Source organism: Selenomonas sp. oral taxon 920 (genome assembly GCF_001717585.1).
Taxonomy (GTDB): domain Bacteria; phylum Bacillota; class Negativicutes; order Selenomonadales; family Selenomonadaceae; genus Centipeda.
Map to the genome: position 1 here is coordinate 1,188,881 of NZ_CP017042.1, position 14,308 is coordinate 1,203,188.

A 14,308-nucleotide genomic window follows, 5' to 3' on the forward strand; every position below is an offset into this window, starting at 1 on the left:
GAAGAAAATTATTCCTGCTTACATCGAATCAATTCGATTTTTCATGTGTACAGTGTTCTTCACATCTTTACCTCCATGCCTGTATCAAGCAGGAAGAGATAGGATTCTTTTACTGATTTTCCAAGGATGGTCTCCACGGCATCGCAGTAAAGATCAATCTGGAACTGATAGCGGGCTCGCGCAGTTGCCGCGGAGATTTTACGGTCGGTCTTGTAGTCGAGCAGGATGTAGTCACCGTTTTCCTCCTCAAAAAGAACGTCGATGATGCCCTGCAAAAAAATCTGATCGTCCTCATCCGTTGCCTCTTTGTAGTAGGTATGTGCCGGAAGGAGACGTCCGAAGGGGAGTTCGCGATAGATCGCCTTTGCCGCACGCATACGCCGCCCCAGTTTTGAAGAGACAAATGTCCATATGTTCCCAATGTCGATGATGCCGCGCTCCGCCTCCGTGAGAATCCCCTTTTCGGCGAGTTGTTCGAGCTGACGCTCGATGGCGGAGATATTTGGGATATCCGACAGGTCGAGCTGCTGCATGACGGTATGCATTGCCGTGCCGCGCTCCATTGGCGTTAGATGCTCTCGTTCCGATGAGCGCAGGAAGCGCGGAACTTCCCATTCCTGGGGCGTATCTACTGAATCAGCAACAGCCGGCAGGAATGGAGCGATCAACTCCTCCTCAGCTGCCTGTTGCCGCTTGAGCTCTGTGACACTGGTCTTTGCGTGGATCTGCGCTGTTCCGCGCAAATCATAGACCCAGCCCAGAACCGCCGCGACACGGTCGGCATCCTTGCCCGCCGGGAGGGGGTCATCGGCACGGACGGCAGAAAGGACGTTGTCTTCCCTTTCCTCTGACAGATCCTGCGGAACGTGCACATCCTCATGCGGGAGACGCAGATCAAAACGTGCCTTTTCATTGGTTGGCGGGCGGTGAACAATCTCGTCCACCTCGTCGAAGAGAGCAGCTCCGTCGGAATGGCGCATCAGCGCAAGTGCAATCCAGTCGAGATAGCATTTCGCACTGAGAACGGCCTCCTTTGGAAATACAGTGTCTTCTGTCTGTGCATATTTGAGACAGCTCTCACGCAGCTGTTCCAATGCGTCCTTGCCCGTACGTGTGATGTTCAGTGTGCCCGTCAGGATGAGCTTTTCCTGTGCGCGCGTCATGGCGACGTAGAGAATGCGCATCTCCTCCGCCATCGTCTCGCGCTGAATGACGGCTTTGATCTTCCTGCGCGACATGGTATCGTATTTCTGACGTCCGGTCATGCTGTTCTCATAGACACGCAGACCGATCCCCTCGTGTGCATGGTAGAGCAAATCGCCCCTTGTATCCTGCGTATTGAATGCACCTGAGATGTTCGCAAGAAAGACGATGGGAAACTCCAGCCCCTTGCTGCGGTGAATCGTCATGATGCGCACGACATCCTCGCTTTCACCGAGGGTACGCGCGACAGAGAGATCTGTGCTGCGCCGCTTCAGTGCATCGATGTAACGCAGAAAGCGAAATAGTCCGCGCTCGTTTGTTCGCTCGAAATCGGCAGCGCGGTCGATGAGCATACGCAGATTTGCCTGCCGCAGGATGCCGCCGGGGAGTCCACCGACGTAGTCATAGTAGCCCGTCTCACGATAGAGCAGGCGGAGCAGTTCGGGAACGCTCTGCACGAGGGCACAGCGTCGCCAACGTCGGATGCGCTCCAGTGCATTTGCCGCCTTTGCTGTGAGACTGTCTGAAAGTCCTTCCCCTGTTGCACCTGTCAGGATGTCATAGATACCGCCAAGCGGTGTATGTATGCGCAGTGCCGCCATGTCCTCCATTGTCATGCCAATCATGGGGGATACGAGTACGGCGGCGAGCGGCGTATCCTGACGGGCGTTGTCCAGTACGGCAAGCAGGGAGAGCATCATGCGAATCTCGCTCGCCTCAAAATAGCCGGAAGTATCGTCCGCATATGCGGGGATGTTTTCTTTTCGCAGCGCATCGAGCAGAATCCCCGCACGCTCCTTCGCGCCACGCAGGAGAATGACAATATCCTTGTTTTGGACGGCATCCCCGTTGTGCAGAACGTACCCCTCGGATTTGAGTTGCTGAATACGGCGTGCAATAAAATGCGCCTCAATTTCAAACGCTTTTCGCTCTTCCCCCCCCTGCTCCTCCGCGTCAGCGGAATAGTCTGCACGCAGGAGGTTGATCTCAAGCGGCCCTGCAAGTGACGTTCCCTTTGTCGGCTCTGCAAATACGCGTCCCGGATTGAGACGCGCATGAACATCATAGGAAATGTCGACCGCTTCTTTGCTCATGATCTGTGAGAAGATCTCGTTGATGGGCTCAAGCACCTCGGCGCGGCTGCGGAAGTTCTCGGACATCGTCACGAGTTCGCCCTCTGCGCTGTCACCACGGTATGCCTCATAGGTATGCTGAAAGAGCGACGGATCAGCAAGGCGAAACCGATAGATGCTCTGCTTCACATCACCGACAATGAAGCGGTTGTTTTCGCGTGCAATCTGCCGCAGAATCCCCTCCTGCAGTCCGTTTGTATCCTGGTACTCGTCCACCATGATTGCGTCGTAATGGGTGCGCAGCTCATCGGCAATCTCGGTTGGTGCGGCAATGGCCGGATCCTCCTGCAGCTGCTTCGGGTCGCGACAGAGCAGTTCGAGTGCCGTATGTTCAAGGTCGCTGAAATCGAGGATGCCGCGCTCGATTTTTTTTTGCTGAAACGCATTGTGAAATGCTGTTGTCAGGCGAACGTACTGACGGATGGCGGCATTTGCAGCATTCTCGGTGTCGCATAGCTCCTCTGCTGTCGCGGGGAGACGAGCAATGCAGCCGTCCCACGGGGCATGGATCTTTTCCGTCAGCTTCTTGAGCTGTGCTCCGATCTCGGGATCACAGTCCTCTACCGCTTTGCGCGGTATATTTTTTTTCGCCTTTTTCGCCGCAGCCGCTTGCGCCAGAAAAGCTTCCCATGCGCTGTCCTGTTTCGCATTCACAAAGCCATTGAGTTCTGCCTTCAAATCTTCATAGATTCCCTTGTTATGTGCAAGTGCTTCAAGACATTTGGCGGCTGCCGTACGCAGGTCATTGCTGCCGCTCTTGAGAAGCTCGATTGCCGCCGCATAGTTCGTGCAGACCTGTGAAAGACTGTGCTCCAACTCATCCGCAAGTGTCTGAAACCCGTTGCGCGCCCAATGCGGCGCATCGCTGCGCTCGTTTCCCTGTGCCGCAAGCCATGTCACGGGCGAGGGCTGACTGAGCGAAAAGGCGTGCAGTGCGAGGATTTCTCCCTGCAGTTTTTCGTCGTCCCCCTTCACGCCTCCATAGGCATCGGAAAAGGGAAGAAAGCCCTCGGGATCGTCCACTGCAGCTTTCTCATATTCGCTCTCAATCATCTGTTCAAACACGTCGTTTTTCAGCAGCCGAATCTCCTGATCGCTTGCAATGCGAAAGGTCGGTGGGATCTCTGTCGCATCGATATGTGACTGGATCAGACGCTGACAAAAGGAGTGAAATGTCGAGATGTCCGCCCCCGTAAGGAAGACGCGCTGCCGTTCGAGCGCAGCGACCTCTTCGAGTGCCCCACCGGTCTCGACAATGACATCAATCTCGGCATTGAGTGCCGCCTCAATGCGCTCACGCATCTCCGATGCAGCAGCCTTGGTAAAGGTGAGAACGAGGACACGGTCGAGCGACAGTGTTCCTGCACGCACCTGCGAGATGATGCGCTCAACCAGCACGCGTGTCTTTCCCGACCCTGCCGCCGCAGCGACGAGGATGTTCTGTCCACGCGTCTCAATCGCTTTTTGTTGATCGGCGGTAAACTGCATCCGTTCAGCCATCGGACTTCACCTCCCCGCACACCATCTGTGCAATCTCCTCCATCGCTGCCTGTGCATTGTCTGCAATCTCACGATAACGATCCCCCTGCCCAAGCTCAGGATCGAACGAGCAGATGGAGCGATAGGTACAGAAGGTACAGGCATTGCGATCCCGAAAACGATAGGGCGCAACCTGTATGTTGCCCCGCAGGATCTCCTCGGCAGTCGTGCGGATCAGCTGCGGCAGATAGGCAAGCAGCTGTTCAAACTCCTCGCGTGAACGAATATGCCTTGCCGATGCCTTGGAAATGCTTTTGTCCTTGTTAAAGGTGATGCAGAGATGCTCCCCCATCGCGTCAATGCTCTGTGTGATCTCCGGATCATCGATCAGCATCCCCGTGAGTACCATGTCCTTTACAACCATCTTGTGAAGGTCGCTGTCATCCAGACGCACATCGCTCTTGATGATGGGATTCACGACAGGGGCATAGAGCATCCCCGCCGGAAAACTGTCTGTGTCATGGAGGAGGCTGCGTATGACAAAGAGATAGAGCAGCAGCTGCATCTTCAGCCCGTGGCGAATCTCGGGCAGGAGCAGGGATGTTCCCCCCGTCTTGTAGTCGAGGACGAGATAGTAGTCACGCGCCTTTGTCACATCAAAGCGATCAATCTGCCCGCGCAGGGAGAGTGTTGCCCCGCCCGCAAGCTGAAACTCCTCCAAACGGACATCATCCATGCCGCGTCCAAAACTGATCTCAAATCCAAGCGGATGAAATGACGATGCCTTTGCCCACGATGTTAGGTGACGGATGACCTGCTGCGCAGTGCGCCGAATGCGTTCGATCCGATGGCGGTAACTGGCGCGGCTCATCAGAACGGAGCTGCGGATGCGCGGGATGACCTCGTGCATCAGCTCATCAATCTTTGCCGCGCTGTCCGGCTCTGCCGCGCACCAGTCGTTCGCGTGTTTCGTACGCACCCATTCACCGTATCCGTGCAGGATCTCATGCAGGAGCGTGCCAAAGTCATTGCTTTGAAACTCATAGACATCGCGTTCCTTGAGACCGAGACCGTACATTGCAAAGTGGCGGAACGGACATTGACGAAAGGTCTCAAGACGTGTCGTGCTGCCGCTGATCCGCCCGTCACGCGCAAACAGCTGCTTTGCCGTCGGCAAAGACAGCTGCTCCTCCTCGCGCGGCGATGAAACCAGACCGCCCACCATTAGACGAAGCAGCGGATGCATCACAGCATTGCTGCGCATCCAGTTGTAGACATCGCCCCAGAGAGGGAGCATTTTCCCGCGCTCCTTCTGTCCGAGCAGAGCCCCTGCCAGTGATGAGAGTACGGGATACGGAGCGGAGAGCACAAGATCATCCGTACGCTCTACCATGGCGAGCGGGATGGAGAGCACCGTCGGACAAATCGTGCGCAGACGAGCGATCAGGGGCGACGGTGCGAGTGCCGCTCCATCGACAGAGGAGAGTGCATAGGAGACCCACAGATACTCCCGTGCCTCGGTAAAACCACGATAGAGCTGATAGCGTTCCAGAAAACTCTGCTCATGGCTGCCACCGAAGATCGTATGATTCGTATGTGCGAGCGACTCGCGGATGGAAAGTCGATCTGCATCCGACAGCACGCCCTGCTGCGCCCCCACACGCGGCATCGTCCCTGCATTTGCACCGACAATATAGGCGGCACGAGTGCCCGCGAGACTGTTCTCATCGAAGGCGGCAATCGTGACATGGTCGAGCCCCGGCGGGATCAGGGCAATCTCGAGTGCATCCAGACCGTCCTCCAGCAGCTCCTCAAAGTCACGGGCAGAGAGATTCTCGTCGCCGCTGACCTCGACCAACTGCTCTAGGAGTGTCATACAGGAAGCCCAGATCTGTCGGTGTGCCGCCGCATCCGCAAGACGCCCTTCGGCATCTGCTTCCGCTCTCCACATCTCCAGCGTCTGTGGTGCTTCCAGTTTAGTGAGGAATCTGTAGAGTGCATGGGCACGCTCTTGCGCTGAGCATCCCTCCCGACGAAGATTCTGTGTCAGCAGTGAGAGCGGTGCCGCAATGCGCCGACGAATGTCATCGAGGGCAATCTCCTCGGAAATGCGCATGGCATTTTGCTCAGTCTCCCGCGCATCCTCAGGGATCGTACGGCGGACAAAATCCCAGTCCTCCGTTGCCGTCCACTGATTCTCGCTGCGGATGCCGAACGCCAGACAGTAGTTTTCCAGTCGGTCGACCGCTTCCTGCCAATCGCCGCAGGAAAAGCCGCCATCCTCTGCCGACTCTGCCACAACAGGAAAAAATCCCGTGCGCAGGGCACGGAATACAGTATCGTATCCCCAGCCGCGCCATGCCGTCTGTGCGGCGGCGCGTAGAAGCTCTGCGAGAGGATGATGGGTGCTCGGACGCTTTGCATCCAGATGGCATGGGATGCCGCAGTCGGCAAATGCCGGCAGCAGGAGATCCGCATAGGTATCCATATCGCGTACGAGAATGGCAATCTCACGATAGCGATATCCCTCCTCGCGTGCCAGGCGCAGTATATCTGACGCGACCGCCTCCGCCTCAAGGCGCGGGTTTGCCGCTTCGACGAGCTTGAGTGCATTGTCCGCGATGGGAGCAAGACGTGCGTGTCCGAACAGATGTCGTTCAATCGCTGCAAGCGATGGCTTTTGTGCACGCTGCTGCTCCTCCGTAAGATGTATTTCCGGCGCAGCAGTTGGATCCATCTCGACAAGAAGGTTCGTCAGTGCCTGCATGGTCTGATAAGAACGCGCGAACAGCCCCGTATCCCTTGTGTTCTCGGGGAGATTGACCCGCACGCGGCTCCCCTCGCGCTGTCCGTCCATCGTCAGACTGATATGAATTGTATCCGCAGTGTGAAAGAGTTCCACGAAAACTGCCATTTCCTGCGGATTGAAAAAATCGAACCCGTCCACCCAGATCTCAGCCCCGCGCAAAAACGGTGCGTCCTTCAACTGGGCGGCGAGGCGTTCCATGCGATCGGTCTGATCGGTCAGCCGTCCCTCCATGCGTGCGGAGAGATCATCCATGATGAGGGCGAGCTCCCTGAGTTTTTGAGAGAGCCGCCCCTGCGTATGTGCATCATCATCGGCGGCAGCACGGAGGACATCGGTGCTCAGGCGGTAGCGTTTGAGTTCGGCGATGGTATGTCCCAATGTCTCGGTAAATCCGCGCTTTCCGACGGAGCGTGCAAAGACCGATAGTTCCTTTTCGTGCTTGAGCAGGATGTCTTTTAGGAGGATGCGTCTGCCGATGTCGCTGATGCGCGGCAGGTGCGCACCGCCGGTCTCAAGAAGTACCTGCCGTGCGAGACGGCGGAAGCCGAATACATAGGCCTGTAAAAATCCCGCGCTGTGCGTCAGCGTCTTTGCCAGTGCGCGCTCTGCGGCATAGGTCATATGCTCCGGAACGAGGAGGATGCGCTGTCTGCCGAGCGGCTCACGCTCCAGTGCCTGTCTCATCGCGGCAAGGCAGGTGTGGGTCTTGCCCGTTCCTGCGCGTCCAATGATGAACTCGAGTTTTGCCGTCATAATGCCTCCAAGCCGCCCTGTGTGAAGCGAGCCCTGCTGCCGTTTGCCGTACGTAATACCTCCAGATGGACGGGAATGCGCGCGCGCAGTTCCTCCACATGGGAGATGATGCCGACAAGACGCCCGCCCTCCTGCTGTACCTCAAGCAGCGCACGGATTGCAATGTCGAGGGTCTCGCTGTCGAGCGAACCAAAGCCCTCGTCGATGAAGATCATGTCAAGGTGCATCCCGCCCGCATAGTGCTGCACCACATCCGACAGTCCAAGTGCAAGGGCAAGGGACGCGAGGAAGGTCTCGCCGCCGGACAGCGTGCGTGAGACGCGCGGCAGCCCCGTGTACTCATCGAATACGTCAATTTCGAGCCCCCACCATTTGTTTTTGTGTCCGCCCTCCCCGTGGATGAGGCGATAGCGTCCACGGCTCATCACGATGAGACGCGCATTCGCCGCCTCGATGACATCGCTCAAAATTGAGCGCAGTACGTAGGTCTGAAAATGCACCTGATAGGGTGCTTTTGCCGCCGCAACAGAAGCGAGTTTGCCGATGATGCGGTAACGCTGTGCACGCGCTGCGCCGGATTGTTCGAGTGCAACGATGCTCTGCATCATACGGTTTAGCGTATGCCAACGCTCCGTACGCTTGCCCTGCTCCTGCGCCGCATCCTGCACCGCCTGATCAGCGGCCGCCTCTGCGGCCTTCAGTGCTTCCATATCGGGCGCGACGTACCCGTCAGCGGCATCTTTTGCCTTTTGGAATACCTCCTCTGCGGCTTTGCGCTCGCTGTCATACAGTGTCAGTCGTTCACGCACTGCGTCCAGATGCTTGCTGTCTGCCCATTTCCCCTCGACAGCCGCATGGTATTCCTCCTCCGAGGAAAATCCGGCAGATGTACGTGCATCTGCATACGCTGTCTGTGCGTTCTGCGCGTTCTGCGATGCTTCTTCTGCAACGCTCTGAGCGGTACTCTTTCCATTTTCCGCGCGTGCATATTCTGCGGATGTCTCGTTTGCTCTTTGAAGTGCGTCCGCATATGCTTTTTTCTCCCGCTCCACTTCCTCTTTCAGACGAGAAATGTGTGCATCAAGGAGCGCGCGGTCACGGTATTCCTCGGGGAGTTGTGCCTCCAGCGCACTCTGCTCTCCCTCGCGCACGCGCAGGAGGTCACGTTTTTTCTGTGCTTCTGCATCCTGCCTCTGTTGATCGGTCAGCAATTTTTCCAAGCGCGTCTTCTGCGCGGTACACTGCGCTGCACGTTCCTGATGCTCCCGTGCGGTGTTTTTCAATTCCGTCCCGCGCTGCTCAACGCGCTGTGAGAGTTCTTCCAATGTATCAGCAGCAAGATACTCGTGCAGCAGCTCCTGTTCACGGGTGCGGCTCTGCAATGCGTTCGCATGAGCCGCTTTGGCATCTTCCAGCTTCCGGGCGGATTCCTGCACGACCTTCTCTGCGAGATCGACGGATTTTGTGCACTCCTCCAAGACCTGCTCGGATGGGATATCCTCTGTGTGGATGGCGGGAGTCGGGTGTGAAAGCGCACCGCAGACGGGACAGGGCGCACCATCCGCAAGCATCTCGGCGAGACGTGCGGCACTGCCGAGGTCATAGAGTGTCTGCATCTGCCGCAGCTTCGTCTTTGCGGCGGTCAATGTCTCGGCGGCAGTCTGCCATTTCTGCTGTGCCGATTCTTCCCTCTTGCCCAGTTCTGCTATTTGCACATTCCATTCTGCAATGCGGGCAGCGGTATTCTGGCAGCGTTTCAGAAGATCTTGTTCGTGCTGAAACGCCTCGCGTGTCGCCAAAATTTTTTCAAGCGCAGCGATGCGCTCCGCATTCTCGGCTTGTTCCGTACGCAGATTCTCAATTGTGTGCGCGTTGCTTTTTGCCGTCTCTTCGGCGCGTGCATTGGAGGAGCGAAGCTCCTCTACGACCTTTCGACAGTCTTGGAGCTGTGCTGCACGCTCTGCGTATTCCGCAAGCTGCTGCATCCGATGTACCTTCTTCGCGCGTTCCGGCTCCTGTTCCTCTGCCGCCTTCCGTGCTTCCTGCGCTGTTTGAAACGCTGTTTTTGCAGCGATAAAACGAGCCTCTGCCGCATTGAGCACATCCGTCCGACGCTTTTTTAGCTCCTCTGCCTGTATTGCTTCGCGTTCCGCATAGAGGACAGGATGGGCGCGCTGTGCACGCTCCAAACGTACGCGAAAATCCCGCACATCCTCTTCCTGCGCCTGTTTTTCTGCGAGGTGTTTCTGTGCAGCTGCAAGCTCCTGTAATTTTTGTTCTGCCGACGCACCGAGCTCACGCGCACGACGTGCTTCCTTTTGACGCGCCTCAAAGCTCTTGAGTTCTTCGGAATGGCGGTCGATCGCTTCTTTCAGCTCGGAAATACGCGCACGAAGTTCATCGCTCGTATTCAGATTTTCTGTATGCAGCATCTGATCGATTTGGGCGCGTTCCTCTTTTGCCGCATTTTCCAGACGTATGGATTCCTGCAGCAGTGCCTCCTCAAGTCGCTGATACCGTTCCGTGCGAAAAATGCGCTGCATGATGGCACTGCGGTCCTTGACTTCGGCAAGCAAAAAACGCTGAAACTGCCCCTGCGGCAGCAAGACGACCTGACGAAACTGATCTGCATCAAAGCCGATGAGCTGACCGATGCGCTTCGACACCTCGGTCACATTTGAATCGAGCAGAGTCTCCTCTCCATCTTCTCCCTCATCGGGAAGCCGATAGAGCTGTCCCGTTGCCGCACGCCGTGTCATTTTGCCGCGCGACATGCGTTCGTATGCAGGGGAGCGCAGGACACGAAAGCGACGGCGACCGAGCGCAAAGACATACTCTACTTCCGTGACCCGCTCCGGAGGGGCGGTGGAGGAACGCAGTGTTGCCCCCTCGCGAATGTTGCCGCTGGATTCGCCATACAGTGCAAATACAATTGCATCCAATATGGTTGTTTTTCCCGTCCCCGTTGCGCCATGAATGAGAACGAACGGCGCGTTTGCCAGTGCCGTCTCGAAGTCCAGTACCTGCTCCTCGACATAGGAGCCGAATGCCTGTAAGCGAAGTTTCAGAGGTCTCATTCTGCACGCTCCCCCTGCTCCATCGAATCAATGATACGAACGAGTTCGTCCTGTTCTGTCTCTGTCATCTGCACGGCTGTTACTTCTGCAAAGAAATCGGAAAAGAGATGCAGGTCGGATTTCCCGCGTTCATAGCTGCGCTCGGTGGAGGAAAGTCGGTTGACGTTGATGTTCGGGCGTGTGATGGTAAAGAGATTCGGATAGATTCGCCGCAGTTTCTCATGTGCGGCGAGCACCGCATCCGTATCGAGCAGTTCCACACAGATGTAGTCATCATGCGGAAGCGAATCGAACGTATCCGTCATGATCTCATCCATCATGCCGCGTACAATGCGTACATCATGGCGCGGTGTCAGCGGGTAGAACGTGTGAGATGCTGCACCCGCGGCATCGAGTTCGACGAGCTCAATGCCCTTTTTCTGGTGCGCTTCATCAAAGGAGTACTTCAGCAATGAGCCGGAGTAACGTATGTTCTCCGCACCCGCCCGCTGGGGTGCGTGGAGGTGTCCAAGTGCCGTATAGGAATATGCAGTGAAGTGCTCCGCGCTGACCTGATCGCTGCCGCCGACGGACAGCGCGTGCTCGGACTCCGAGGTCTGACCGCCGATGACAAAAGCGTGCGCGATTGCCACACTGCGCGTCGACGATGGAATCTGTGCACGTGCCGCCGCAATCTGTACGGCAAGAGCACCATCGAAGGATACGTTTTCATCGAGCGCAAATGCCTCGCGTACATGTGGGGGATCTCCATAGGGAATGAGCGAGAAATAGACATCCCCGTGTTCATCTGAGAGAACGACGGGCGGCTCCTTGGCATGCACAACACCTGCCGGATAGATGCCGGACGCACGAAGAAGCTGTGCGCAAAAGCCAAGGCGCACAGCACTGTCATGATTTCCGGCAATAAAGAGCACGCGGATTCCCTGCGCAGCAAGCCGTGTCAATATTTCGTTGAAGAGTTCAACCGCCTCAGGAGGAGGAATGGCGCGGTCATAGACATCACCGGCAATGACGAGGGCATCGGGGCGCAGATCCCTGCACAGTGCAAGCAGCTCCTCCAATACATACGCCTGATCCTCTGTCATATGCCGCTGTCCGAAGAGTTTTCCCAAATGCCAGTCTGCCGTATGGATGAACCGCATGACATCCCCTCATCTCATGAATCTGCTTCAGCCAGAATTTTTGCGACAGACGAACTGCCGATGCCCAGACGATGCACACCCATGTCCAAAAATTTCTTTGCGGTAGCATAGTCTCGAATGCCGCCGGATGCCTTGACCTTGCATCGCCCGTGCGACGTATCCAGCATGATACGCAGCTGCTCCTCCGTCGCTCCCGTGCCGAGGAATCCCGTCGCCGTCTTGACGAAGTCTGCTCCCGCTGCAATGCTGACCTCCGTTGCCCGTGCAATCTCCTCCGATGTCAGCTGGCTTGCCTCGAAAATGACCTTGACGAGAACGTTACGCGCATGGGCAGCGTTGACAACGGCGCGTATTTCCGCCTCGACCTCGTCCCATTTCCCGGAGCGGGCAAGCCCATAGTTCATCACCATGTCAAGCTCCTCCGCGCCGTATTCCATATAATAGCGTGCCTCAAGTTCCTTGACTGCGGCGGGGGCTTTCCCGTGCGGAAAGTCGAGCACCGTACACACACGTGTATCGGTACCCTGACAAAGCTGAACGGCAAGCGGGATATCAGCCGGCTGGACACAGACCGAACAGCACTCCTGTCGTACCGCCTCCGTAATCGCCGCACGCACCTCATCGGAGGTCATCGCAGGATTCAGAGGAGAAGAATCGATATATCTGCTGAGTTTCATCGTTGATCCTTTCATTTTGTGGTAATCATATCTCTGAGCGATGCCTCGTCCAAGATGGGGATGCCGAGATCTTCCGCCTTTTGCAGCTTGCTCCCTGCTGCTTCACCGGCGACAAGGTAGTCGGTTTTCTTCGACACAGAGCTTTTTACCGTACCGCCATGAGACGTAATCAGAGCGGCACACTCCTCACGGGAAAGCGTCGGAAGTGTACCCGTAATGACAAAAGATTTGCCGTCCAGTGCCGTACCTGCGTGCTCCATCGGGGTACTCGCAAAGTTCACGCCCGCCGCACGGAATTTGTCGAGCAATGCCTTCCCCGTTTCCGATGTGAAGAACTCCGTGAGTTTCAGCACGCTGATTTCTCCCATGTCGGGAACGGCACGGATTTTTTCGGGATCTGTGCACGCTGCCTCCTGCAAGGCATCGATGGACGGGAATGCCTGCATGAGCGAGACTGCTGCCGCACGTCCGATGCCCGAGATCCCAAGTCCCGTGAGGAGACGATCCGGTGTGTTTGCCTTGCTTGCCTCGATGGCAGCAAGGCGGTTATCGACACTCTTTTCCCGTCCAATCAGCCCTGATGAGATGAGTTCATCCCGATGTAAATGCAACGAATATATATCCGCAATATCATGCAGATAACCTGCGCGTGTCAGTGCAATGATCGCTGATTCTCCAAATCCCTTGATATCCATTGCGTTGCGGCTGACAAAGTTCAGGATGTGGTTCTCCACCTGTGCGGGGCACGCCGGATTCTGACACTTCATATCCGCCGTATCCGCCTCACGTACGGCATGGGAGCCGCAGATGGGACAACGATCACCAATCACGAAGGGCTGCGTATTTTGCGGACGCTTCTCCTTGACGACTGCTTTGACGCGTGGGATGATCTCCCCCGATTTGTAGACGAGAATCGTATCGCCGAGACGCACATCCAGACTGTCGATATAATCCTGGTTGTGCAGGGTCGCTCGCTCGACGCGTGTACCGCAGAGCTGCACGGGATCGAACACTGCCGTCGGCGTAATGCGCCCCGTCCGTCCGACGGACAGCTCAATATCGCGGAGAATTGTCTCCTTTTCCTCGGGCGGATATTTGTAGGCAATCGCCCAGCGCGGTGCCTTTGCCGTTGCGCCGAGCTCCGCACGCTGCGCGAAGTCATTGACCTTGACGACGGCACCGTCAATGTCGTAGGGTAGTTCCCCGCGTCGTACACCAATCGACGTAATTGCGTTCCAGACTTCATCTGCTGTATGGCAGACCTTATAGTTTGCAATGATCTTGATGCCCTGTGCACGCATAAAATCATAGGCATCGGTATGTGAGACAAAGGTATGCCCCTCTGCACGCTGCAAGTTGAATACGAACATCGAGAGCTTTCGCTCCTTTGTCACGCGTGCATCCAGCTGACGCAGTGTTCCTGCGGCACAGTTGCGTGGATTTGCAAACATTTTCAGACCGAGCAGTTCCTGCCGTTCGTTGACCTCTGCGAATGCCGCGCGTTCCATATAGACCTCTCCGCGCACTTCAAAATATGGAATAGAATCATGCAGAGTCTCTACAACGTCGTCAATAGCGCGTGCGTTCAGCGTGACATCCTCCCCCTGCACGACTCCGTCGCCGCGTGTAATCGCGCGCGCAAGAACACCGTTCTCATATCGTAGGGCGAGAGACAAACCGTCGATCTTTTCTTCTACAACAAACTCCGCTGTGGGGAAATGTGAAAGAACACCTGTGACGAATGTACGAACTTCTTCTTCCGTGAATACGTCTTGGAGCGAAAGCATCGGAACATCATGCGGAACGAGTACGCCCACCTCACGCTGGGCAGTGCCGCCCACCTTCTGCGTCGGCGAATTCTTTGTGATGAGCTCGGGATACTCTGCTTCGATTGCCTTGAGCCGCTGCATGAGCAGATCGAACTCATAATCCGAAATGTCGGATGCGTTTTCATCATAGTACTGCTTGGAATACTTGCGGATCTTTTTCCGCAGCTCCGTGAGCTCGCTCTTGATTTCCTTGATATCGCTCATAT

General features: G+C 56.3%; 6 protein-coding genes. All 6 read right to left on the reverse strand.

All coding sequences use genetic code 11. From position 1 onward, the window contains the following. Nucleotides 1–59: 59 nt before the first annotated feature. The 6 genes from addA to ligA are packed head-to-tail and all read right to left on the reverse strand — an operon-like array spanning nt 60 to nt 14,306. Nucleotides 60–3,836, reverse strand: a complete 3,777-nt coding sequence (gene addA / locus BCS37_RS05585) for a helicase-exonuclease AddAB subunit AddA (RefSeq protein WP_069180539.1) — start codon at nt 3,834–3,836, stop codon at nt 60–62. Beyond that, the gene (locus BCS37_RS05590; RefSeq protein WP_069180540.1) at nt 3,829–7,377 is read right to left on the reverse strand and encodes a PD-(D/E)XK nuclease family protein; all 3,549 of its coding nucleotides are present in this window, start codon (nt 7,375–7,377) and stop codon (nt 3,829–3,831) included. Before BCS37_RS05590 ends, addA begins: the two co-directional genes overlap by 8 nt. Continuing rightward, a complete protein-coding gene (locus BCS37_RS05595; protein WP_069180541.1) occupies nt 7,374–10,454 on the reverse strand; it encodes an AAA family ATPase in 3,081 nt (1,026 codons plus the stop codon). The genes BCS37_RS05590 and BCS37_RS05595 overlap by 4 nt, the downstream gene beginning before the upstream one ends. Next, on the reverse strand, nt 10,451–11,596 hold the full coding sequence (locus tag BCS37_RS05600) for an exonuclease SbcCD subunit D (RefSeq protein WP_069180542.1): 1,146 nt from the start codon (nt 11,594–11,596) through the stop codon (nt 10,451–10,453). The genes BCS37_RS05595 and BCS37_RS05600 overlap by 4 nt, the downstream gene beginning before the upstream one ends. A gap of 14 nt (nt 11,597–11,610) precedes the next feature. After that, on the reverse strand, nt 11,611–12,273 hold the full coding sequence (deoC, locus tag BCS37_RS05605) for a deoxyribose-phosphate aldolase (RefSeq protein ID WP_069180543.1): 663 nt from the start codon (nt 12,271–12,273) through the stop codon (nt 11,611–11,613). 11 nt (nt 12,274–12,284) lie between these two features. Next, nucleotides 12,285–14,306: an NAD-dependent DNA ligase LigA gene (gene ligA, locus BCS37_RS05610; protein WP_069180544.1), complete on the reverse strand. Its 2,022-nt coding sequence runs from the start codon at nt 14,304–14,306 to the stop codon at nt 12,285–12,287. Nucleotides 14,307–14,308 lie beyond the last annotated feature (2 nt).